The 21,744-nt window shown below is 72.1% G+C and carries 16 protein-coding genes, 1 tRNA gene and 1 pseudogene; 2 read left to right on the top strand and 16 right to left on the bottom strand.

Features of this window, described 5'->3' with window-relative positions:
- Window positions 1–89: 89 nt before the first annotated feature.
- The 4 genes from K313_RS0108560 to K313_RS0108575 all read right to left on the bottom strand — a co-directional run bounded on the left by K313_RS0108560 (window position 90) and on the right by K313_RS0108575 (window position 3,700).
- A complete protein-coding gene (locus tag K313_RS0108560) occupies window positions 90–1,805 on the bottom strand; it encodes an NAD-dependent malic enzyme (protein ID WP_029211275.1) in 1,716 nt (571 codons plus the stop codon).
- Between the two features lie 29 nt (window positions 1,806–1,834).
- On the bottom strand, window positions 1,835–2,599 hold the full coding sequence (locus tag K313_RS0108565) for a helical backbone metal receptor (RefSeq protein ID WP_019286397.1): 765 nt from the start codon (window positions 2,597–2,599) through the stop codon (window positions 1,835–1,837).
- Window positions 2,596–3,483 carry a CoA transferase gene (locus tag K313_RS0108570; protein WP_029211276.1) on the bottom strand — a complete coding sequence of 296 codons (888 nt, stop codon included), beginning with the start codon at window positions 3,481–3,483 and terminating at the stop codon, window positions 2,596–2,598. The genes K313_RS0108565 and K313_RS0108570 overlap by 4 nt, the downstream gene beginning before the upstream one ends.
- Window positions 3,484–3,616: 133 nt before the next feature.
- Window positions 3,617–3,700: transfer RNA gene (locus K313_RS0108575), tRNA-Tyr, on the bottom strand.
- A gap of 147 nt (window positions 3,701–3,847) precedes the next feature.
- Here K313_RS0108575 and K313_RS0108580 point away from each other — a divergent pair.
- Both K313_RS0108580 and K313_RS0108585 read left to right on the top strand, forming a co-directional pair.
- Window positions 3,848–4,345: a YajQ family cyclic di-GMP-binding protein gene (locus K313_RS0108580; RefSeq protein WP_019286399.1), complete on the top strand. Its 498-nt coding sequence runs from the start codon at window positions 3,848–3,850 to the stop codon at window positions 4,343–4,345.
- Between the two features lie 54 nt (window positions 4,346–4,399).
- Window positions 4,400–5,299 (top strand): AEC family transporter, encoded by a 900-nt coding sequence (locus K313_RS0108585; RefSeq protein ID WP_029211277.1) that lies wholly within the window; start codon window positions 4,400–4,402, stop codon window positions 5,297–5,299.
- Window positions 5,300–5,415: 116 nt separating this feature from the next.
- Here K313_RS0108585 and pepN read toward each other — a convergent pair whose 3' ends face one another.
- The 12 genes and pseudogenes from pepN to nuoL all read right to left on the bottom strand — a co-directional run bounded on the left by pepN (window position 5,416) and on the right by nuoL (window position 21,740).
- Window positions 5,416–7,905, bottom strand: coding sequence for an aminopeptidase N (pepN, locus tag K313_RS0108590; RefSeq protein ID WP_029211278.1), 2,490 nt, complete (start codon window positions 7,903–7,905; stop codon window positions 5,416–5,418).
- A 128-nt stretch (window positions 7,906–8,033) separates the two neighbouring features.
- Window positions 8,034–8,894 (bottom strand): zinc metalloprotease HtpX, encoded by an 861-nt coding sequence (gene htpX, locus K313_RS0108595; protein WP_019286402.1) that lies wholly within the window; start codon window positions 8,892–8,894, stop codon window positions 8,034–8,036.
- Between the two features lie 62 nt (window positions 8,895–8,956).
- A complete protein-coding gene (locus tag K313_RS0108600) occupies window positions 8,957–11,041 on the bottom strand; it encodes a GGDEF domain-containing protein (RefSeq protein WP_029211279.1) in 2,085 nt (694 codons plus the stop codon).
- A gap of 94 nt (window positions 11,042–11,135) precedes the next feature.
- Entirely contained in the window at window positions 11,136–12,959 is a 1,824-nt protein-coding gene (locus K313_RS0108605) for a hypothetical protein (protein WP_029211280.1), read from the bottom strand.
- 96 nt (window positions 12,960–13,055) lie between these two features.
- The gene (locus K313_RS20550) at window positions 13,056–13,961 is read right to left on the bottom strand and encodes a D-arabinono-1,4-lactone oxidase (RefSeq protein WP_338021328.1); all 906 of its coding nucleotides are present in this window, start codon (window positions 13,959–13,961) and stop codon (window positions 13,056–13,058) included.
- Window positions 13,940–14,359: an FAD-binding protein gene (locus K313_RS24780; protein ID WP_308191363.1), complete on the bottom strand. Its 420-nt coding sequence runs from the start codon at window positions 14,357–14,359 to the stop codon at window positions 13,940–13,942. Before K313_RS24780 ends, K313_RS20550 begins: the two co-directional genes overlap by 22 nt.
- On the bottom strand, window positions 14,356–14,745 hold the full coding sequence (locus K313_RS24785; RefSeq protein ID WP_019286404.1) for a type III PLP-dependent enzyme domain-containing protein: 390 nt from the start codon (window positions 14,743–14,745) through the stop codon (window positions 14,356–14,358). Before K313_RS24785 ends, K313_RS24780 begins: the two co-directional genes overlap by 4 nt.
- Before the next feature lie 250 nt (window positions 14,746–14,995).
- A pseudogene (locus K313_RS24790) lies at window positions 14,996–15,544 on the bottom strand (alanine racemase); the annotation flags it as partial.
- 70 nt (window positions 15,545–15,614) lie between these two features.
- Entirely contained in the window at window positions 15,615–16,640 is a 1,026-nt protein-coding gene (locus K313_RS0108630) for a polyprenyl synthetase family protein (RefSeq protein ID WP_051274069.1), read from the bottom strand.
- A gap of 5 nt (window positions 16,641–16,645) precedes the next feature.
- A complete protein-coding gene (gene nuoN / locus K313_RS0108635) occupies window positions 16,646–18,214 on the bottom strand; it encodes an NADH-quinone oxidoreductase subunit NuoN (RefSeq protein WP_029211283.1) in 1,569 nt (522 codons plus the stop codon).
- Window positions 18,215–18,258: 44 nt separating this feature from the next.
- Window positions 18,259–19,797, bottom strand: a complete 1,539-nt coding sequence (locus K313_RS0108640) for an NADH-quinone oxidoreductase subunit M (protein WP_019286407.1) — start codon at window positions 19,795–19,797, stop codon at window positions 18,259–18,261.
- Window positions 19,797–21,740, bottom strand: coding sequence for an NADH-quinone oxidoreductase subunit L (nuoL, locus tag K313_RS0108645; RefSeq protein ID WP_029211284.1), 1,944 nt, complete (start codon window positions 21,738–21,740; stop codon window positions 19,797–19,799). Before nuoL ends, K313_RS0108640 begins: the two co-directional genes overlap by 1 nt.
- Between the last annotated feature and the right edge of the window lie 4 nt (window positions 21,741–21,744).

A 21,744-nucleotide genomic window follows, 5' to 3' on the forward strand; every position in this document is an offset into this window, starting at 1 on the left:
TTAATGGCGCGGCGTGATTCCCCGACCCCGCAGGTTCACCCGGACGTGCTCAGGAGCCGCGCACGTCCGGGCGTCAGGACGGGCGCCGGTCAGACCACCTCGAGGTCCGGATAGACCGGGTGCCACATGCGCTGGTAGACCGCCTGGACGGGCTCGTCGACCTCGACCGTCGCGAGCCCCTCCTCCTGGGCCGCCTTGACGACCGCGAGCGCGACCGTCGCGGAGACGTAGCGCAGCTGCGTGATCGAGGGCAGCAACGACATCTCGGGACGCGTGACCTGGCTGATCCCGGCGATGGCCTCCGAGGCCGCCGCGATCATGCCGTCCGAGACCCGCGAGGCCCCGCACACCGCGACGCCGAGCCCGAGGCCGGGGAACACGAGCGCGTTGTTGGCCTGCGCGATCTCGTAGGTGCGCTGGTGGAAGGTGACGGGGGCGAACGGCGACCCGGTCGCGATCATCGCCTTGCCGTGCGTCCAGTCGACGATGCGCTCCGGGATGCCCTCGGACAGGCTCGTCGGGTTGGACAGCGGCATGATGATCGGGTTGCGGGTGTGCGCGGCCATGTCCCGGACGATCGCCTCGGTGAAGGTGCCTGGCTGGCCGGACGTGCCGATGAGGATCGTGGGGTGGGTGTTGCGGACGACGTCGGCCAGCCCGATCCGGCCCGCGACGTCGAGCCGCCAGCCCTGCACGTCAGCGTCGGTGCGGGCGTAGGGCTTCTGGAACGGCCGGACCCGGTCGCCGAGCGCCTCGGTGATCAGGCCCCGCGACCCCAGGCACCAGAACCGCGCGTTGGCCTCCTCCGGCGACGCCCCCTCGCGGATCATGATGTCGCGCAGCAGGTTGGCGATGCCGACGCCGGCGGTGCCGGCGCCGTGCACGACGATGCGCTGGTCGCTCATCCGCTCGCCCGTGGCCTTGACACCGGCGAGGGCCGCGGCGGCCACGACGGCGGCCGTGCCCTGCACGTCGTCGTTGAAGGTGCAGATGTCGTGGCGGTACTTCTCGAGGATACGGTGCGCGTTGCTCGCGCCGAAGTCCTCCCAGTGCAGCATGGCCTTGGGGTAGAGCCGGGTCGTGACCTCGACGAACTTGTCGATGAACGCGTCGTAGCGCTCGCCGCGCACCCGAGCGTGCCGCACGCCGAGGTAGAGCTCGTCGTTGAGCAGGGCGAGGTTGTCGGTGCCGACGTCGAGCACGACCGGGATGGCCCGGCGCGGGTGGATGCCGGCGGCCGCGGTGTAGACGGAGAGCTTGCCGATGGCGATCTGCACGCCACCCACGCCCTGGTCACCGATGCCGAGGATGCCCTCGGAGTCCGTGGCGACGACGAGGTCGACGTCCTCCGGCTCGAGGCCGTAGTTGAGGAAGGCGTTCTCGATGCCGTCCGGGTCGTCGATCGATAGGAAGACGCCGCGCGGGCGGGAGTACCAGTGCGAGTAGCGCTGGATCGCCTCGCCGATCGTCGGCGTGTAGACGATCGGCAGCATCTCCTCGAGGTGCTCGGCCAGCAGGCGGTAGAAGAGCACCTCGTTGCGGTCGCGCATGGCCGACAGGTAGACGTTCTTGGACAGCGCGTCCGGCTGCTCGCGGAACTGCTGGTAGACCCGCGAGATCTGCCCCTCGATGGGCACGATGCCGCTCGGCATGAGGCCGTTGAGCCGCAGCGAGTCCCGCTCGGCCTTGGTGAACGCGGTGCCGCGGTTGATCAGGGGGATGGCCAGGACGTCGTTGCCCCGCACGCGGACACGGACCGTGGTGCCGGTGGGGGTGGACTCGAACTCGAAGGGGCGACTCGACATGGCCCCCAGCCTAGAGCCGATGGGCCTGGTCACCGCCCTCGGAGCTGGCGCACGAGCCGCTCGGGCGCGCCGATCATGGCCGGGCCGTACCACGTGAGCGAGCGGCCGTCGACGAGCGCGCTCGGGAGGGGGTCGAAGGCCTCCGGGCCGTCGTCGTCGGTGAACCGGTAGGGCTCGTCCGGCAGGATCGCCAGGTCCGCGCCGGGCAGCTCGTCCAGCGGCACCGCGGGATAGCGCTCGTCGTGCCCCCGCAGCACGTTGTCCACGCCGAGCCGGCGCAGCACGTCCCCGGCATAGGTGTCCTGGCCGACGAACATCCACGGACGACGCCAGATCGGTATGACGGCGCGCACCCTCCTCGCGGGGTCGACGCGCGTCGGCGCGGCCCAGGCGTCGTGCGCGTCGTCCAGCCAGCTGGGCGGCGGCACCTCGAGGGCGTCTATCAGGCGCGCCATGGAGCGCAGCGCCCCGTCGACCGTGCGGATCTGCGTGGTCCACACCGGGATCCCCGCGTCGCGCAGCGCGGCGAGGTCCGCGGGGCGGTTCTCCTCGTCCTCGGCGACGACCAGGTCGGGGCGCAGCGCGACGATCGCGTCGAGGTCGGGGTTCTTGGTGCCCCGCACCCGCGTGACGTCGAGGTCGGCGGGGTGCGTGCACCAGTCGGTGGCGCCGACGAGCGCGTCGGGGGCGCTCCAGGCGACGGCCTCGGTCAGGGACGGCACGAGGCTGACGACGCGCCGCGGCGTCCCGTCGATGACGACGGACAGGCCGAGGTCGTCGAGGTAGCGCGTCATGCCGTCACCTCGTGCTCGTCCTCGTGCTCGTGCTCGTGCTCGCAGGCGGGGTCCCGCTCGGGCTCCCGCACGGCCGCCAGCGGCACGTCGTGCTCCTCGCCCCAGGCCTCCCACTCGTCCGGCGAGCGCCCGGCGAGCGTCGCGGCGATCTGCGCGTGGTCCGCCCCGAGCAGCTCCTCGGCCCTCGCCCAGAAGTGCGGCTCCAGGGCGGCCAGCGCGACGTGGCCCCCGCGAGCGGCATACAGGCCGTATCCCGCGAAGCCGCCCCCCAGCAGGGAGCCGGGCGTGGTCATCCCGCGGCGCACCGGCGCCCCGAGGTCGTCGGCGCAGTCGCCCAGCCCCACCTCGCGCAGGGTCCCCTCCCCCGTCCGCTCCCGCAGCAGCAGCCCGGCCAGGGTCTCGCTGACGGCCCGCTCCGCGCCCGCGAGGTCAGCGGCCAGCGTGCGCGGGGCGGCCGGAGGGGCGAGGATCCCGGCGGCGGCCTGGTAGGTGAGGTCGTGACCGGGCACGTCGGCGCGCTCCCCGGCCCGCCCCACGATCGAGGTGTGGACCAGTCGCGGGAAGGCCTCGTGCAGGTGCGGCCAGTCGAACCCGAGCCGGGCCAGGGCCGCCGGCCGGGTGGCCGTGACCAGCACGTCTGCGCCGGCGAGCAGCTCGTCCAGCTCACGCCGGCCGCCGGGATCCTTGAGGTCGAGCCGCAGCACCTCGAGACGGCGGCTCAGCTCGGCATACCACCCCGGCGCGTAGCGCTCGAGGGGGTCACCGGCGGGAGGCTGCACCACGGTCCCCCGCGCGCCCAGGTCGACCAGGCGCGCCACGGCGACCGGGCCGGGCACGTTGACGGCCAGGGAGACGACGACGACCCCCGACAGCGGTTGGGACATGACCCCATCTCACCTGGTCAGGGGGCGGACCGCCACCGGTGACCGGACGTGCGCCACCGGATCCCCCGACCGGACGCAGCAGAACGGCCCAGGACGTGGAGATCCTGGGCCGTTCCTGTGCAGCGTGACACTGTGGTGGCGGGTGAAGGATTCGAACCTTCGTAGCTTTCGCGATGGATTTACAGTCCACTCCCATTGGCCGCTCGGGCAACCCGCCATGGTGCGTCGGAAAGCATAGCAACGACGAGCAGGTATGCCGAATCCGCGATCAGCGCGGTGGCGAGCGGGAGGCGGCGGTCCGCCATACGGCCCGATGTTTGGGAGACTGGGCGTCAGCACCCACCGGACACCCGAGGAGGACTCCATGGCGGACAGCTCGTTCGACATCGTCAGCAAGGTCGACAAGCAGGAGGTCGACAACGCGCTCAACCAGGCGTCCAAGGAGGTGTCGCAGCGCTACGACTTCAAGGGCGTGGGCGCGTCCATCGAGTGGAGCGGCGACAACGTCCTGATCAAGGCCAACACCCCCGAGCGCTGCGCCGCCGTCCTCGACGTCTTCGAGACCAAGCTGGTGCGCCGCGGCGTCTCGCTCAAGTCCTTCGACTTCGGCGAGGACAAGGAGGCCAAGCCGTCGGGCAAGGAGTACCGCCTCGAGGGGGCCATGCGCGACGGCATCACGCAGGACAACGCCAAGAAGATCTCCAAGCTCATCCGCGACGAAGGCCCCAAGTCGGTCAAGGCGCAGATCCAGGGCGACGAGCTGCGGGTCTCGTCCAAGTCCCGCGACGACCTGCAGGCCGTCCAGCAGCTGGTGAGGGAGGCCGACCTCGACTTCGCGGTGCAGTTCACCAACCGCCGCTGAGCCGAGCACCGAGACGCACGCCCGCACCCCGGCAGCGCTGGATAGCCTGCCGGGGTGCTTGCTGCCCTCGTCCAGGTCGTGCTGCCCGTCGTGCTCGTGGCGGCGGTCGGCTACGTGCTGGCGCGGTCGTTCGCCCTGGACCGGCAGACCCTCAACAAGGTGGGGATGCACGGGCTGACGCCGGCGCTGGCCTTCACCTCGATCGTCAAGACCGAGGTGTCCCCCGGCCAGGGCGTGTGGCTGGTCGCGGGCTATGTCGCGGCCAACGTCCTGGCGGGGCTCGTCGCCTGGGCGGTCGGCGGTCGCTGGCCCGGGCGCACCCGCCGCGGCGTGGTGGCCTGCACCGTCATCGGCAACAACGGCAACTTCGGCCTGCCCGTGGCGCTGCTCGCCCTCGGCCAGCCGGGGCTCGACCAGGCCCTGGTCCTGTTCATCGTGTCGGTGGTCGTGATGTTCACGATCGGGCCCGTGCTCTACGGCTCGCACGACGGGCTGGGAGCAGGGCTGCGGTCGCTCGTCCGCCTGCCCGTGCTGTGGGCTCTCGTGGCCGCCACCGTGGTGCGCCTGACCGGTATGACGGTCCCCATCGGCGTCATGCGGGGCATCGAGCTGCTCTCGGCCGCCGCCATACCCCTGGTGCTGCTGCAGCTCGGGGTGCAGCTGGGGCAGTCACGACGCATCCACCTGACCGCCCCGGTGCTGGTGAGCGTGGGGCTGCGGTCGGTGCTGCTGCCGCTGCTCGGGCTCGCCGTGGCGGTGCTGCTGCCGCTGCCCACGCTGTCGGCCCAGTCGCTGGTGCTGGCGCTGGCGATGCCGACGGCGGTCAACGCGTTCCTGCTCGCCGAGGAGTTCCGGGGGGACTCGGAGATGGTGGCGAGCGTGGTCGCGGTGACCACCGTCGTGGCGGTGCCGGTGGTGGCGCTGGTGGTCAGCCTGCTGCCCCTGATCCGCTGACCCGCCGGGGGTAGAGGCATCAGCCTGGCGTGCGAACCCAGGCTGATGTTCCTACCTGAGGTAGGTCTGTTCGCCTGGCGTGCTAACCCAGGCGGACGTGACTACCTGAGGTAGGTCTAGAAGGTGTCGCGGGAGAGAAGGACCTGGCGCAGCACCGACTCCTGGTCGACGATCCCGCGCCGCACCGCCGCGGTCAGGTCCGAGCGGCCCTGCGCGTCCTGCGACCGCTGCAGCGTCTCCGGCTCGGCGAGCTGCACGGGATAGGCCAGCTTGGCCACCCGGGCCATCGCGTCGTCGCCCACCCACGCGCACATCGCCGGCACGTCCTCGAAGTAGCGCTCGACGTAGGGCCGCAGCGCCGCCGTGTCGCCGCTGCGCCAGAAGGACCCGGCAAGGGCGTTCATCTCGTGGTTGGAGCGACCGCGCTGCTCGGTCAGCTCCGCCCAGGCCCAGGCCTTGTCCTCGCCGTGGGGTCGCGCGGCTCGTGCACCGAGCCAGGCGAGCGTGCCCGTCACCGTGGCGTCGGCCGCGTGCGCCTCCTCCAGCTCCTCGACCGAGAGGGCGCCGTCACCGGCGAGGGTCGTGGCGACGAGCCAGCGGAAGTCGGCGTCGCCCTCGAGACCCGCCGGCAGGTCGCTCCCGGCATACCACCGGCGCAGGAGCTCCTCGTCGCGCGACGTGGAGGCGACCACCCGCGCGGCCGCGAGCGCCCGGGTGGAGCCGGGCTCCGCGGCCTCGAGGGCGGCGGCACCGGCCTCGGCGACCCGGACCCGGGCCTCGGCTCGCTCGTCGGCGGGGAGGTAGACGGCCACGACCACCTCGGGGACGTAGCGCCCGGCCGCCGAGAGCACCGAGTCGTCCGACTCCAGCGGCCAGGCGGCGCAGAACACGTCGACGACGAGCCGCGGGTCGACCGTCGCGAGGGCGACGCCGTCGCGCAGGGCGTTCCAGAGCACGACGCGGGCGGCCAGGTCGTCGACCTGGGCGAGCTGCTCGGGCAGGCGCCGGAGCGTGTCCTCGTCCAGGACCACCGTCGCCCAGGTCAGGTCGGAGGCGTTGGGCACGAGGATCGCCGGGCGCGGCCGGTCGAGCAGCTCGTGCACCACGCGGCGGTCCTCGTCGAGGGTGAGCCGTGCCCGCACCTGCTCGACCCCGTCGGTCCAGCCGGCGACGTCCAGGGCGTGCGAGCGCCGCGCCGGGTGCGCCTCGGGAGCGACCTTGACCAGCTCGGCGCGCCGCACGAGGTCGGACTCGTCGGCGCAGTCCACGTCGAGACGGATCGCGTCGAGCCCCGCCGTGCGCAGCCAGGCGTCGGTCCAGTCGGTCAGCGAGGCGCCGTGCGCCCGCTCCATCGCCGCGAAGAAGTCGCTCATCTCGGCGTTGCCGTACGCGTGCCGCTGCAGGTAGTCCCGCACGCCGGCCACGAACGCCTCGTCGCCGATGTAGGCGATCAGCTGCCGCAGCACCGCGGACCCCTTGGCGTAGGAGATGCCGTCAAAGTTCTGCAGGGCGGCGAGGGCGTCCTCGGAGCCGTTGCCCGCCACCGGGTGCGTCGACGGCGAGCGCTCGGCGGAGTAGCCCCAGGCCTTGCGGACGATCCCCTGGTCGGACCAGGCGTCGGGGTAGAGCCCGCTCTCGACGACGCACCGGCTGGCCATGTACTCCGCGAACGACTCGTTGAGCCACAGGTCGTCCCACCAGGCCAGCGTCACCAGGTCGCCGAACCACATGTGCGCCATCTCGTGGCTGACGGTGTTGTCCCGCGACAGCAGCTCGGCGCCGGTCACGCGGGAGCGGAAGAGGTACTCGTCGCGCAGGACCACGCAGCCGGGGTTCTCCATCGCGCCGGCGTTGAACTCCGGCACCCACACCTGGTCGTACTTGCCGAAGGGATAACGGATCCCGAACAGCTCGTGGAAGTAGTCGAAGCTGCGGCGGGTCACCTCCAGGACCCGCGGTGCGTTGGCCTCGAGCTGGGCCCGGATCGAACGGCGGGCGTAGAGGCCCAGCGGGATCCCGTCGTGCTCCTCGGTGACGCTCACGTAGGGGCCGGCGCAGATCGACACGAAGTAGGTCGCGATCGGCGCCGTCTCGGCCAGGTGCCACACGTCGCCCTCGCGGGTCGCGGCGCCGTTGCCGATCACCACCCAGTCGCTCGGCGCGGTCACGGTGAACGTGCAGGGTGCCTTGAGGTCCGGCTGGTCGAAGCAGGCGAACACCCGCGGCGCCGCGTCCATGAACGAGTGGCCGTAGACGTAGTGCTCGCCGTCGGCCGGGTCGACCGCCCGGTGCAGGCCGGAGCCGTCCTTGCTGTAGCTCATCGTCGCGCGGACGATGAGCTCGTTGTCGGCCGCCAGACCGGTCAGCCGCAGCCGACCGTCGGCCAGGGCGTCGGACGGCACCGGCTCACCGTTGAGCGTCGCCTCCTGCAGCTCGGTCGCCTTGAGGTCGACGAAGGTGCTCTCGCCCGGGGTGGCGGCGAAGGTGAGGACGGTGCGGCTGCCGAAGGTCGTCTCGCCCTGGGTGAGGTCGAGCTCGACGGCATAGCGGGGGTGCTTCACGGTCGTGGCGCGCCCTCGCGCCTCCGTGCGGGTCAGGCTGGTCATGGGCCCACCGTTTCACACCCCGGGTCGTGCCGGTGGGTCGGCGACAGGCAGCAGTGCCGTATGCCGCGGGCCGGCGGCATACGGCGCTGCGTCACGAGGCCCGAACGGGCGCGGTCAGACGGCCGCGGTCAGCGCCCGTGGTAGCCGGCCATCTGCTCGAGCCGGGAGATCCGGTCGGCAGTGGCGGGGTGGGTGCTGAAGAGCTTGCTGACGTCCTGCGCGCGGAAGGGGTTGGCGATCATCATGTGGCTCGCGTTCACGACGTCGGGCTGGGGCGCCAGGGGCGCCCGGGCCACGCCGAGCTCGAGCTTCTTGAGGGCCGAGGCCAGGGCGAGCGGGTCGCCGGTCAGGGAGGAGCCGTCCTCGTCGGCGTCGAACTCGCGGGTGCGGGAGATCGCCATCTGGATCAGGCTCGCGGCCAGCGGGGCGAGCAGCGCCATGAGGATCATGACCACCGGGTTGGGGCGGTCCTCGTCGTTGCCGCCGCCGAAGAACATCGCCATCTGCGCGACGCTCGTGATGACGCCGGCGATCGCGGCCGCCACCGAGCTCGTGAGGATGTCGCGGTTGTAGACGTGCATCAGCTCGTGGCCGAGGACCCCCCGCAGCTCGCGCTCGTCGAGCAGGCGCAGGATGCCCTCGGTGCAGCACACCGCCGCGTGCTGGGGGTTGCGCCCCGTGGCGAAGGCGTTGGGCGCCTCGGTCGGGGAGATCCACAGCGTGGGCATCGGCTGACCGGCCTTGGCGGACAGCTCCTCGACGATGCGGTACATCGCCGGGGCCTGCTCGCGCGTGACCGGGTAGGCCTGCATGGCCTTGAGCGCCAGCTTGTCGGAGTTCCAGTAGGAGTAGAAGGTCATGCCGAGGCCGACCAGGGCGAACAGCCAGATGTAGCGGCCGTTGCCGATGAGGGCGCCGAGGCCGAGGAGCAGCGCCCAGATGACGCCGAAGAGCGCAGCGGTCTTGAGACCGTTGAAGTGCCGATGCATGCCAGGAACAACGCCGGTGCGCCCGCGAACGTTCCGGGTGGGTTCGTGGGCGGCGCCGACGGTCAGGGCGTCACGTCGGCGGGCACGAGGTGGGAGGGCCCGGCGTCGCCGTGGCTCTGGCGCCGGACGGCCTCGTCGGCCTCGTTGACGGCCTGCCACAGCCCACCCTCGGTGTGGTCGTCGGTGTAGGCCAGCCCCACCAGGACCTCCACCTCGGAGGACCGCTCCCCCAGGTCCTGCTGGAGGCGACGCCGCAGCAGCGCCAGGCGGTCCGCGCCGGGCACGACGAGCACCAGGTCGCGTCCGCTGACCCGGCCCACGACGCCCCTCCCCCGCGCCAGCTCGTGCAGGCTCGTCGCCACGAGGGCGAGGTCGGCCTCCAGGGCGGTGCCCTGCCCCTCGCCCCCGCGGGGCAGCACCGAGGTCAGCAGGATCCCCGTCCGGCGGGCGGGCGGCAGGTCGAGGAACTCCCGGGCGAGGCCCGCCCGGGTCAGCACCCCCGTGGTCGGGTCGGTGAGGGTGAGCACGTGCAGCCGGTTGAGCGAGGTGAGGCGGCGGCGGCGCACCATGGCCGCCAGCAGCGCCGTCACCGCGACCAGCCCGACCGCGAGGATGGTGATGCTAAGGGCGTGCGGCAGCGCGGTGGGACCCACCGCCGTGGCCAGGACGAAGCTCACCGGCAGGAGCACGACCATCCACTGCGCCCACACCCGGTCCAGGAGCACGCCCGCGATGGTCGCGGGGTAGGCCGCGAGCACCACCACGAGGTAGCGCGCCTCGACCGTGGGCACGTTCATCACCACCATGACGGTGACAGGGAGCGTCAGCGTCACCAGGAGGCGCCCCACCCGTGGGTGACCCGTGTCGCTCTGCGCGACCCACATCCCCCCGCAGGCGAGCGCCAGGCAGGCGGCGTAGACGAGCAGGTCGACGGGGCTCGACTGATCGGGGCGCCGCGGCACCGCGCTCAGCAGGATGCCGGTGCCGGCCAGCCACCACCCGAGCACCCGGGCATCGCTGCCCGGGAGGTCGGGCTTGTCGGGCTCCTCCTGCCGGGGAGGCGCCGCCGGCACCGGCTGGGGCACCGGGACCGGGACATAGGTCTCGGGCTCGAACTGCTGGGCGTCGATCCCCCCGGTGGACAGCTGCGCGGCGGTGACCCGCTGGCGGGCGCGCTCGACCATCGGGACGAGCTGCCCCTCGGCCAGCAGGTCCAGGGGGATGCCCCAGACGACGCCGGCACTGGCGGTGACCGGGCGCTGCGGGCTGGCCACCCGCACCGCGCGCAGCAGGGACGGCACGAGCAGGTCGGGGTCGATGTCGCTGACCACGATGAACTCGTGGTCCACGAACCGGCTGACGAGGTGGCTGCGGTGGTAGGCGCGCTCCAGGGCCACGGCGACCCTGGCCATCACCTGGTCGGCAGCGGCTCCGCCCCACGCCGAGGCGGCCTCGTCGAAGGAGTCCAGGTGGATGGACACCAGGCACACCGGCTCGGCTCCCCGCCCCCGCTCCGACCACTCGCTCAGCTCGTGCTCGAGACCTCGCCGGTTGAGCACCCCCGTGACCGGGTCCAACCGGGTCTGCTCGAGCACCGACCGCTCCCGGCGCCGCACCCGTCCGAGGACCAGCGCGGCCACCACACCGGGCATCACGATCGCCGCCGCTCCCGCCACCACCTCGTGCGCGTAGCGGGCCACGTCGACGTCGCTCAGCGCCAGGAAGATCCAGCCGCAGCCCAGGCACCCGACGGTGACCAGGGCCGTGTGGGCGGGTCGGCACAGGTAGGCCGCCAACACGACCACGGGCTCCAGCAGCCAGAACCACACGATGGGAGGCCGCGGATCCACCAGGAAGGTCGTGAAGAGCGGGGACGACAGCGCCGACGTCGTCAGGATGACGGGCGCCCACCACGTGTCGGTCCACCCCGGCCGTCCGAGCGTCACCGCCAGCTGTGCCGTGTAGAAGGCCGCCACCAGAGCGAAGCCCAGCGCCATACCGAGGTCGGCGAAGCCGGAGGAGGTGGCCAGGTCCACCGCGCCCACGAGGAGCCCGCCCGCGGGAGCGCACGCCAGCAGCAGGGACGCCTCGCGCAGGCCGAGCCAGGACGCCAGCCCCACGGACGTGGGTCGCGAGGCAGGTGTCATCGGTGGGTCGTCCTTCGTGGGGTGGTGTGCCCCTCCAGGCTAGTCCTGGGCGCCGACGCCGTCGGGGCATCAGGCCGCCGCTCCCCCTGATGCATCAGGTGCCGATGCGACGCAGGACGACCAGCCCCGCCTCGTTGCGGAACTGCCCCGGGCTGAAGGAGCCGATGCCGGAGACGATCCGGTGGGTGCCGGCGAAGGTCGCGAGGATGGGGTCCCGCTGGGCCATGGCCTCGATCCCGTCGCCGTGGATGGCGTCGGTGGAGACGAGCACCACGTCCGGCACCCGACCGGTCCGGCGCATCCAGTCGGTGGTGTAGCGGCCCTGCTCGCCGAAGTCCTCGAGCCACACGATGTTGGTGTCCGCCGGCGCGCCCGACGTCAGGAAGGCGCCGGTGACCGCGCCGTAGACGAGCAGGCTCTCGCCCGGCCGCACCCAGGTGTCGGTCGTGTCCTGCACGATCCGCAGGTGGGCGAGCTCGCGCCCGCCGCTGTAGAGCCCGCTGTAGGCCCCGGCCGGAGCCGGTGTCCGTGCCGCCCAGGGCGAGCTGCCGTAGAAGTTCGTCGCGAACTGCGACGCGAGGATCGCGAGCACCGAGACGAGGGCGTAGCGCTTGAGCGCGCTCACGTCGCTCGTGCCGCTGATCCACTCCACCACCCGGCAGGCGCCGACCGTCGTTGCGATGGCCAGCGCCACGGAGGCGGGCGGGAACTCGCCGTACCACGGGCCCGCGAAGGTCGTGGCGGCGACCATCGGGTGGCCGACGAGGGCGGTGGGGGCGGCGAGGAGCAGCAGGGTCGCGACGTCGCGGTCACCTCGGGACCGCACCCACCACAGGCAGACCGGGAGCATGACGAGGGCGGTGTAGAGCTGGACCGACCCGACGTAGCGCATCAGGTTGACGTCGTGCACGAGCAGCGCCAGCAGGCTGGTGGCGCCCAGGACCACGGGGAACCAGGTCACAGCGCCTCGGCGCCAGCGCACCGAGAGCAGGGGCACGGCCGCGCTGAGCCCCAGCAGCACCGCGGGGAGTCGCACGGGGGTCACCAGCTCCTTGAGCCAGGAGATCGAGGTGAACCCCAGCCGCTCGAGCGGGCCGGAGCGAGGTCGTTGGTACTGCACGGTGTAGTCCAGGGTGTCGCTGATCGCCGACCAGCCGATGACGCCGAGGAAGTAAACCGCGACCGGGAGGGTGACCACCGCGGCGGTCCCGACGAGCCAGAGCACGGCGTCGCGGCGCCCACCCCGCCACAGGAGCACGACGAGCACGAGCAGGCTGAGCCCCACGGCGGGGAGCAGGGACTGCAGGCTGACCGCGCCGAGGGGGGCGGTCAGTCCGACGGGCACCACCCAGCGCCGGGCGCTCGCCCCGGGGCCCAGCACCGCCGCGAGGCCGCAGCAGGTGAGGACGACCATGGCCAGCGTGGGGACGGTGTTGTAGGACAGCCCGACCACGTGGTAGCTCGTCACCATCAACGCTCCCGCCACGGCGGGGAACGCGACGAGCGGGCGCAACCGCGTGCGCAGGGCGCGGTAGCACAGCACACCGACCAGGACGGCCACCACGATGTAGCAGTAGCGGTAGGCCAGGACGAGGTAGGCCTGCCCGAACAGGTGCGTCCACGCCCACACGAACGGCGCCCCGGCGGCGGAGCCGACGGCCTGCGCGTTCATCTCGTCGGCGAACAACCGGTCGCCCTGGGCGATGCGCTGCGCGAGGGCGATGACGTGCGAGCCGTCGTAGAGGTCGGCCCCCGACCGCACCCGCACCAGGAACCACAGCACGAGACCCAGCGAGGCGAGTCCCACGCCCCGCTCCTCGCGGGTGGCCCGGGACCACGTGGCACGAACGCCCCGACGGGCGCGACCGCCGCCGTGGCCGTGGGGTGCGGCGGGGTGCGCCACCTCGACGGTCGACATGCGTGCGGGGTCCTCCAGCGGTCCGGGACGGGACGGCCCCGCCGCGCCCAGACTACCCGCGTGCGCCCGGCGCCCCGTGGCGCCACCCTGCTGGCGTCACCTGCCGAGGACCTGGGTGAGGTAGTCGTTGCCGAGCAGCCGGTCGGGATCGAGCTCGTCGCGCAGCCGCAGGAAGTCCGGGAGCCGGGGGTAGAGCTCGAGCAGCCGGTCGACGCCGAGCGTGTGCATCTTGCCCCAGTGCGGGCGACCGTCGTGGGCGGCGACGACCTGCTCGAAGGCCGCGAAGTAGCGGCGGGGGTCGACCGAGCGGTGGTGGTGGACGGCGACGTAGGCGTTGGCCCGCTCGTAGCCCGTCGAGAGCCACGCGTCGTCGGCGGCGGCGAACCGGATCTCCACCGGGAAGGCCACGTGCTCGCGCGAGCGCTCGATGAACCGGTCCAGGTCCCGCAGCACCTCCGGGAGGGCGGCACGCGGCACGGCATACTCGCTCTCGGTGAAGCGGACCGTCCGCGGGCTGGCGAACACCCGGTAGGAGGAGTCCGTGTAGGTGCGGGCCGACAGGGCCCGGCTCGCGACGGCGTTGATGGGCCGCGTGGTGGCGGGCACGCGCGCCGACAGCCGGCAGGTCAGGTCGAAGACACCGTTGGACAGCAGCTGGTCGTCCAGCAGGTAGCGCCAGCGCGGAAGGGCCTTGCCGGAGGTGTCGTCGGGGGCCAGGCGCCGGTTGTGCTTGGCGAGGACCCGGTCGGTGTGCGGGAACCAGAACATCTCGAAGTGGTCGTGCCCGTCGACGTGCTCGTCCAGCTGCGCGAGCACGGCGCTCAGGCCGGCCGGCTCCCCCCGCGCCTCGATGCGGAAGGCCGGTACGCACGCGAGCGTCACCTCGGTGACGATGCCGAGGGCGCCCAGCCCGACGCCCGCCGCGTGGAACAGGTCCGGGTCACGCTGCCGGTCGCACCGGCGCACGCGCCCGTCCGGGGTCACGATCTCCAGCGCCTCCACGAGGCCGGCCAGCCCGGGCAGGGTGGCCTGGTGCCGTGGGTGCCGGTCGACAGCGCGCCCGCGACGGACTGCCGGTCGATGTCGCCGAGGTTGGCCATGGCCAGCCCCTGCGCCTCCAGGAGCGCGTTGAGGTCGCACAGGCGCGTCCCGGCACGCACCCGCACCCGGCCGTAGTCCCGGTCGACGGCGACCAGCCCGGTGTGCGCGTCGAGGCTGACCTGGACGCCGTCGGTGAGGCCGATGGCGGTGAACGAGTGCCCGGCCCCGATCGGCTTGACCCGCAGCCCGTCTCGAGCGGCGTCGGCCATGACCTGCGCCACCTCGTCCACCCCCACGGGGGTGAGGACCCGCGCGGGTCGGCAGCTCTGGTTGCCGCTCCAGTTGGTCCACGTGCTCATCCGAAGGCCCTCCCCTTGCCGCGATAGGTCGGCACCTCGTCGACCACCTCTGTCCCGCTGACCAGCAGCAGCCGGTCCACGCGCTCGCACAGCTCGCCGGCCTTGGCGTGCCGGAACCACACGTGGTCGCCGATCCGCAGGTCCTCGGCGGCTCGTCCGGTCACGCGCGTCTGGACCTCCCCGGCGCCCTCGGCCCCGAGCAGCGGGAGGCCGTATGGCGACACCGGGCTCGGCAGCCGGTCGCGTCCCGCCGCGCCGCTGGCGGCATAGCCCCCGGAGAAGCACGTCGCCACGCGCCTCGCGGGTCGCCGCACCACCGGGAGCACGAACCACGCCGCGGGCCGGTGGCGGAAGGCGTCGTAGCCGTCGAATAGGCGCGGTGACATCAGTCCTGAGCCGGCCGCCAGCTCGGTGGTGGCCGGGTCCGTCGGCGAAGAGGTGCAGGCTGCCCGTGCCGCCGCCGTTGACCAGCTCGAGGGGGTGACCCAGCACGTCCTCGACGGCGGTCACCACCGCCGCACGACGTCCCAGGAGCTCGCGGACCGACGCCGCCTTGACTAGCCGGACCGCGGGCGAGCTGTCCTGGAGCCCGGCGACCTGGGCGTCGTAGGACATGACGCCGACCAGGCGCAGCTCGGGGCGGGCGAGGACCGCCCGCGCGGCGGCCGCGGCGGCCTCGGGGGTCCGCAGGCAGGAGCGTCGCACCCCCAGGTGCACGGGGCCGATCCTCAGCGATGCGTCGAGGTCCAGGCACACGCGGATCGGGCCGGCCGAGGCCTCTCGCACCACCGCGGCGAGACGCGTGACGTGATCGGGGTGGTCGATCATCACGGTCACCGTGTCGCGACGGGGGTGCGTGGCGAGGCGCGAGAGCGAGTCGAGACCGACCGGCGGGTAGGCCACGAGCAGGTCGTCGACCCCCTGGTCGGCGAGCCACAGTGCCTCGTCGAGGCTGTAGGTCAGGACGCCGCTGAATCCCCGGGAGAGGGCCCGCTCCACCAGGGCACGACATCGCACCGACTTCGTCGCGAGCCGGACGGGCAGCCGCCCGGCCCGTCGCAGCAGGTCCTGGGCGTTGGCGTCCCACGCATCGAGGTCGACGACGGCGAACGGCGCCTCCCGTCCGGCGAGGGCGAGACGCAGCTCGTCGGCGCGCAGGTCCCGGGCCGGGGCGGAGGCGGTCATGAGCGCACTCTAGGGCGCGGCCGCCCCTCCTGGGGCGTGATTGTCCTCACCGGCCTACCGACAGGTAGGGCTAGACCTCGCGGTCCACCACGCTGGCCGCGAGAGCACGGAGGGCCCGGACCGCCTCGCCGTCGCCCAGCGGGTCCAGGACTCGCTGGGCCTCCTCGGCGACCTGACGGGTGTAGGCCTGGGCGCGATCCAGCGCCGGGTGGGTGCGCAGCAGCCCCAGGGCCTCGGCGTGCGCCTGGGCGTCGGTGCGCAGGTCCGAGGACAGCAGCTCCTGCAGACGGGCGTCGGCGGGGTCGGTGGACGCCTTGACGTAGAGCACCGGCAGGGTGTCGACACCCTCGCGCAGGTCGGTGCCGGGCTCCTTGCCGGAGTCGTCAGAGGTGATGTCCAGCAGGTCGTCGGCCAGCTGGAAGGCGACACCGAGCTTCTCGCCGTAGGCCTCGAGGATGCGCTCGGCCTCCTCCCCCGCCCCGGAGAACATGGCGCCGTAGCGCGCCGCGGTGGCGATGAGCACCCCGGTCTTGTCCTCGAGCACGCCGAGGTAGTAGTCGACCGGGTCCGTCCCCTCGGGGCAGGCGCGGTCGTCACGGATCTGGCCCGAGCACAGGCGCACGAAGGTCTCGGCCTGGATGCGGACCCCGAGGGGCCCGAGCTCGGCGATCATCTTGGACGCGGTCCCGAAGAGGAGATCCCCCACGAGGATCGCCGTGGAGTTGCCGTAGGCGGCGTTGGCGGACACCACCGCGCGGCGCATCTCGGCCTCGTCCATGACGTCGTCGTGGTAGAGGCTCGCCAGGTGGGTCAGCTCCACGGCCGCGGCGGCGGTCTCGACGTCACGGCTGAAGCCGCCGCCCAGCTCGGCGGCGAGCAGCGTGAGGATGGGACGGAACCGCTTGCCCGCCGACAGCAGGTGCGCGGAGGCCCCGGCGATGAAGGGGTCCTCGTGGTCGACCTCGGCTCGGATCCGGGCCTCGACGGACTGCAGCCCCGAGGTGAGCCGGTCCATGAGCTCGGGGCTCGCCCCCGGCATCGTGGCCAGGGCGACGGTCGGGGCGCCCTCGGCGGGCGCCCCGACGGGAAGCGGCATGCCCGTCATGGGAGGAACGTGGCCGCACGTCCGGCCAGGTCCAGCAGCGGGGTCGGGAAGACTCCGAGGACCAGGGTGACCGTCACGCCGAGGGCGATGGCGATGGTGCTCCCCACGGACGGCATGACGACCTCGGCCGTGAAGCCGTCGCGGTCGCCGTGCCAGAGCGCACCCACCACCCGCAGGTAGGCGAACGCGGTGACGAGCGAGCACAGGACGCCGACGACGGCGAGGACGGTGCCCATGCCCCCACCGTGGGCGACGGCGGGGTAGAACGCGGCGAACTTCGCGGTGAAGCCCGACGTCAGCGGGATGCCCGCGAAGGCCAGCATGAGGAAGCTGAACACCGCGGCCGTCACCGGGTGCCTGCGTCCGAGCCCGGACCACTGCGAGAGCGTGGTCGCCTCGGACCCGCCACGGCGGACCAGGGAGACGATGGCGAACGCCGCGATGGTCATGAAGCCGTAGGCCACGAGGTAGAAGATCGTGCCGATCACGCCGCTGCGGTCGAACGACAGCACCCCGACCAGGATGAAGCCGGCGTGGGCGATGGAGGAGTAGGCGAGCAGCCGCTTCATGTCGGTCTGCGTGACCGTCAGGACGGCACCGACCACCATCGTCAGGATCGCGACGACCCACAGGCCCGGCAGGTAGGACCACCGGTCGCCGGCGAGGCCGACGTAGAGCAGGCGCAGCAGGGCGCCGAACGCCGCCAGCTTGGTGCAGGCGGCCATGAAGCCCGTGACCGGCGTCGGGGCGCCCTGGTAGACGTCCGGCGTCCACGAGTGGAACGGCACGGCGCCGACCTTGAAGAGCAGACCCACCATGAGGAAGAAGGCACCCGGCAGCAGGAGCCCCTCCATGCCGATCGTCGTGCCGATGGCGCGGGAGATGCCCGCCAGCCGCACGGTGCCCGAGTAGCCGTAGAGCAGGGCGGCGCCGAACAGGAAGAACCCGGACGAGAACGCACCCAGCAGGAAGTACTTCAGCGCGGCCTCCTGCGACAGCAGGCGGCGGCGGCGGGCCAGCCCGGCGAGGACGTACAGCGGGAGCGAGAGGACCTCCAGCGCCACGAACATCACGACCAGGTCACCGGCTGCCGGGAAGAGCAGCATGCCGACCATGGACAGCATCGTGAGGGGGAAGACCTCGGTGGTGGTGGCGCCGAGACGCAGGGCCATCGACTCCCCGTGCGAGCCGGGGGCGGACGACGCGGACTGCGTGAACGCGTCCGGCGCGGACGAGTCGAACCGCTCGGCCATCGTCAGGACGCTCATCACACCGAGGATCAGCAGCGCACCCTGGATCAGGAGCGTCGGCCCGTCGACCACGACGGCACCCGCGGCGGTCGAGACCCAGCCGTCGTTGGCGCACGTCACGAGGGCGGCGAAGGCGCCGAGCAGACCCAGCAGCGCCACGACGACCTGCACGCGGTAGCGCAGCTCGCGCTTGACGAAGGCCTCCACGAGCACACCGACCAGCGCGGCGATCGCCACGACGAGGACGGGCGACACGGCCGCGTAGTCGATGGACGTCACCTGGAAGTCCGCGGCAGGCAGGACGGCCTGCGGCATACCGGACAGTCCGGTCACAGCCACCAGGCTGCTGACCAACGCACTCACTTGGCACTCCCCTCGGAGGTGGCCTGCGCGCCGGTCGACGGCGCGGGGTCGGCGATGCCGACCGTCTGCAGGGTCTTGGTGATGGCCGGGTTGACGACGTCCAGCGCGGGCTTCGGCCACAGGCCGAGCACGAGGAAGCTCGCGATCAGCGGCACGATGACGACCTTCTCGCGGCCGGTCAGGTCACGGACCCGGTCGACACCCTCGGGCCGGGGGCCGGTGAACACGCGCTGGTACATCAGCAGGATGTAGAGCGCCGCGAGGATGACCGCGACCGCGGCGATGCCGCCGATCACGTGGTGCCGCTGGTAGGTCCCGACGAGGACGAGGTACTCGGACACGAAGGCTCCGAGGGGCGGCAGGGCCAGACCGGAGAGACCCGCGACCAGGAAGCACCCGGCCAGGGCCGGGGTGACCCGCTGCCAGCCGCCGTAGGCCGGGATCTTGGCGCTGCCACCACGGCGGATCAGCATGCCCACGATCAGGAAGAGCGCCGCGGTGGTGAAGCCGTGGTTGACCATGTAGAGCGCCGAGCCGTTGCCGCCGGTGATCGTGAAGGCGAAGATCCCCAGCACGATGAAGCCGAAGTGGCTGATCGAGGTGTAGGAGATCAGCCGCAGCATGTCCTTGCTGCCGATCGCGAGGAAGGCGCCGTAGAAGATCGAGATCAGGGCCAGCACCAGGATCGCCGGGGCGGCCCAGCGGGACGCGTCCGGGAAGAAGGGGAGGCAGAAGCGCAGCATCCCGAAGGTGCCGATCTTGTCCAGGACACCGACGAGCAGCGTGGAGGTGGCCGGGGTGGCCTCCTCGGCCGTGTCGGGCAGCCAGGTGTGCAGCGGCCACATCGGGGCCTTGATCGCGAAGGCGATGAAGAAGCCCACGAACATCAGGCGCTCGGCCATCGGGCTCATCTCGAGCCCGACCAGGCGGGTGATCATGAAGCCGTCGGCGCCACCGGGGCCGTGGACGTACAGCGCGATCAGGGCCACGAGCATGACCAGGCCGCCGGCCAGCGAGAACAGCAGGAACTTCAGCGCGGCCTGGCGGCGGCGGGCTCCGCCGTAGCCGGCCACGAGGAAGTAGACCGGGACCAGCATGGCCTCGAAGAACACGTAGAACAGGAAGACGTCGGTCGCGGCGAAGACGCCCACCATGAACGGCACCAGCGACAGCAGCAGCGCGAAGTAGGTCTTCTCCCTGCTGCCGCCCTCGGGCGCGTCGTGCCAGGCGGCCAGGATGCACACCGGGGCGAGGACGAGGGACATGAGGATCAGGCTCAGCGAGATGCCGTCGACCCCCACGGCGTAGGACACGCCGAAGGACGGGATCCACTGGTGCTGCTCGGTGAGCTGCAGCGCGCTCGAGTCGGTGTCGAAGCGCAGCGCCGCGACGATCCCGACCACCAGGGTCACGAGCGAGAAGCCCAGCGCGACCTGCTTGGCCTTGCTCGCGAGAGAGGACGGGAGGCAGGCCACGACCAGCGATCCCACGAGGGGAATCACCAGCATCGCGGTCAACCAGGGGACGTTGGACATCACTGCACCACCCACAGAGCAAGGAGGATCGCGACGACGCCGGCGAGCATCGTCAGGGCGTAGGAGCGAACGAAGCCGTTCTGCAGCTTGCGGACGCCGTTGGACGTGGCCTCGACGACCTCGCCGAGCCCCAGCACCCCGCCGTCGACGCCGTTCTTGTCCGCCGAGCGCAGGCCGCTGATGAGGCCGTTGCCGGGCCGGACGAACAGGCCGTCGTTGACGTCGTCCTGGTAGAAGTCGCGACGCGCAGCGCGGGTGAGGACCGAGCCGCGGGGTGCCACGACGGGCACCTCGTCGCGCCAGTACTTCATCCAGGCGACGGCCACGCCGATCACCATGAGCAGCTGGGTCAGGAGGGTGATCGCGAGGACCGGGAGGACCGGGTGCTCCTCGCCGTGCCCGCCGACGACCGGCTCGAGCCAGTGGGTGAAGCCGAAGAAGTTGAGGACGAAGCCGAGCGCGACCGAGCCGATGGCGAGGATGATCATCGGCACCGTCATGGTGGCCGGGGACTCGTGCGGGTGGTCCTGCGCCAGCCAGCGGCGGCGGCCCTGGAAGGTCATGAAGAACAGGCGGGACATGTAGAACGCGGTCAGCCCCGCGACGAGCATGGTGACCGAGCCGAAGACCCAGGGTCGCCAGCCCTCGCCGATGAACGCGGCCTCGATGATCTTGTCCTTGGACCAGAAGCCCGACAGGAACGGGAAGCCGATGATGGCCAGCCAGCCGGCACCGAAGGTGAGCCAGGTGGTCGGCATCTTGCCGGACAGGTTGCCGAAGGTGCGCATGTCGACCCGGTCCCCCATGCCGTGCATGACCGAGCCGGCCCCGAGGAACATCCCGGCCTTGAAGAAGCCGTGCGTCAGCAGGTGGAAGATCGCGAAGGCGTAGCCCACCGGGCCCAGGCCCGCGGCGAGCATCATGTAGCCGATCTGGGACATCGTCGATGCGGCCAGGGCCTTCTTGATGTCGTCCTTGGCGCAGCCGATGATCGCGCCGAGCGTCAGCGTGATGGCTCCGACGATCGTGACGGCGAGCTGGGCGTTCGGCGCCGCGTTGAAGATCGCGTGCGACCGGACCACCAGGTAGACGCCGGCGGTGACCATCGTCGCCGCGTGGATCAGGGCGGACACCGGGGTGGGACCGGCCATGGCGTCACCGAGCCAGGACTGCAGCGGGAACTGTGCCGACTTGCCGCAGGCCGCCAGCAGCAGGGCCAGGCCGATGAAGGTCAGCAGGGCGGGGCTGGCGTGCTGGACGCCCGCGTCGACGCCGGCGAAGGACACCGTCCCGAAGGCGGCGAACATCGCCATCATCGCGACGATCATGCCCACGTCGCCGACCCGGTTGGCGATGAAGGCCTTGTTGGCGGCCGAGGCGTACGGCGGGTTCCAGTTCCAGAAGCCGATGAGCAGGTAGGACGCCAGGCCGACGCCCTCCCACCCGACGAAGAGCATCAGGTAGGAGTTGCCGAGCACGAGGGTGAGCATCGCCGCGACGAACAGGTTGAGGTAGGCGAAGAACCGGCGCTTGTCGGGGTCGTGCTCCATGTAGCCGAGCGAATAGACGTGGATGAGCGATCCGACGAAGGTCACGAGCAGGACGAACGCGATCGAGAGCGGGTCGAGCAGGATCCCGGCCTTCAGGTCGAAGCCGCCCGCCGGCACCCAGTGCCACAGGTCCTTGGTCATGGACCGCTGCTCGGGGTCGGCCCCGAGCATCTGCAGGAAGATCATCAGGCCGACGGCGAAGGATCCCCAGGACAGCAGGGTGGCCAGGCCGGGGCCGAACCTGTCGGTCATCCGTCCGCCGACGAGCAGGAGCGCAGCGCCGAGGAGCGGGAGGGCGATGAGCAACCACCCCCAGGACGCGACGTCGGTCGCCTCCACCACGGGGGCAGCGCCCTCCGCGGCGAGGAGGGCCGAGGTACTGAGCAGAGTCACGCCA

The organism is Arsenicicoccus bolidensis DSM 15745 (assembly GCF_000426385.1).
In the GTDB taxonomy this organism is placed as follows: domain Bacteria; phylum Actinomycetota; class Actinomycetes; order Actinomycetales; family Dermatophilaceae; genus Arsenicicoccus; species Arsenicicoccus bolidensis.

Bases quoted from the DNA above. Each gene is read 5' to 3' on its own strand.
- K313_RS24780 (WP_308191363.1), bottom strand. From the start codon at position 14,359: ATGAGCACGTGGACCAACTGGAGCGGCAACCAGAGCTGCCGACCCGCG.
- K313_RS0108630 (WP_051274069.1), bottom strand. From the start codon at position 16,640: ATGCCGCTTCCCGTCGGGGCGCCCGCCGAGGGCGCCCCGACCGTCGCC.
- K313_RS0108600 (WP_029211279.1), bottom strand. From the start codon at position 11,041: ATGACACCTGCCTCGCGACCCACGTCCGTGGGGCTGGCGTCCTGGCTC.
- K313_RS0108640 (WP_019286407.1), bottom strand. From the start codon at position 19,797: ATGTCCAACGTCCCCTGGTTGACCGCGATGCTGGTGATTCCCCTCGTG.
- htpX (WP_019286402.1), bottom strand. From the start codon at position 8,894: ATGCATCGGCACTTCAACGGTCTCAAGACCGCTGCGCTCTTCGGCGTC.
- nuoN (WP_029211283.1), bottom strand. From the start codon at position 18,214: ATGCCGCAGGCCGTCCTGCCTGCCGCGGACTTCCAGGTGACGTCCATC.
- K313_RS24785 (WP_019286404.1), bottom strand. From the start codon at position 14,745: ATGTCACCGCGCCTATTCGACGGCTACGACGCCTTCCGCCACCGGCCC.
- K313_RS0108605 (WP_029211280.1), bottom strand. From the start codon at position 12,959: ATGTCGACCGTCGAGGTGGCGCACCCCGCCGCACCCCACGGCCACGGC.
- K313_RS0108560 (WP_029211275.1), bottom strand. From the start codon at position 1,805: ATGTCGAGTCGCCCCTTCGAGTTCGAGTCCACCCCCACCGGCACCACG.
- K313_RS0108580 (WP_019286399.1), top strand. From the start codon at position 3,848: ATGGCGGACAGCTCGTTCGACATCGTCAGCAAGGTCGACAAGCAGGAG.
- K313_RS0108565 (WP_019286397.1), bottom strand. From the start codon at position 2,599: ATGACGCGCTACCTCGACGACCTCGGCCTGTCCGTCGTCATCGACGGG.
- K313_RS0108570 (WP_029211276.1), bottom strand. From the start codon at position 3,483: ATGTCCCAACCGCTGTCGGGGGTCGTCGTCGTCTCCCTGGCCGTCAAC.
- pepN (WP_029211278.1), bottom strand. From the start codon at position 7,905: ATGACCAGCCTGACCCGCACGGAGGCGCGAGGGCGCGCCACGACCGTG.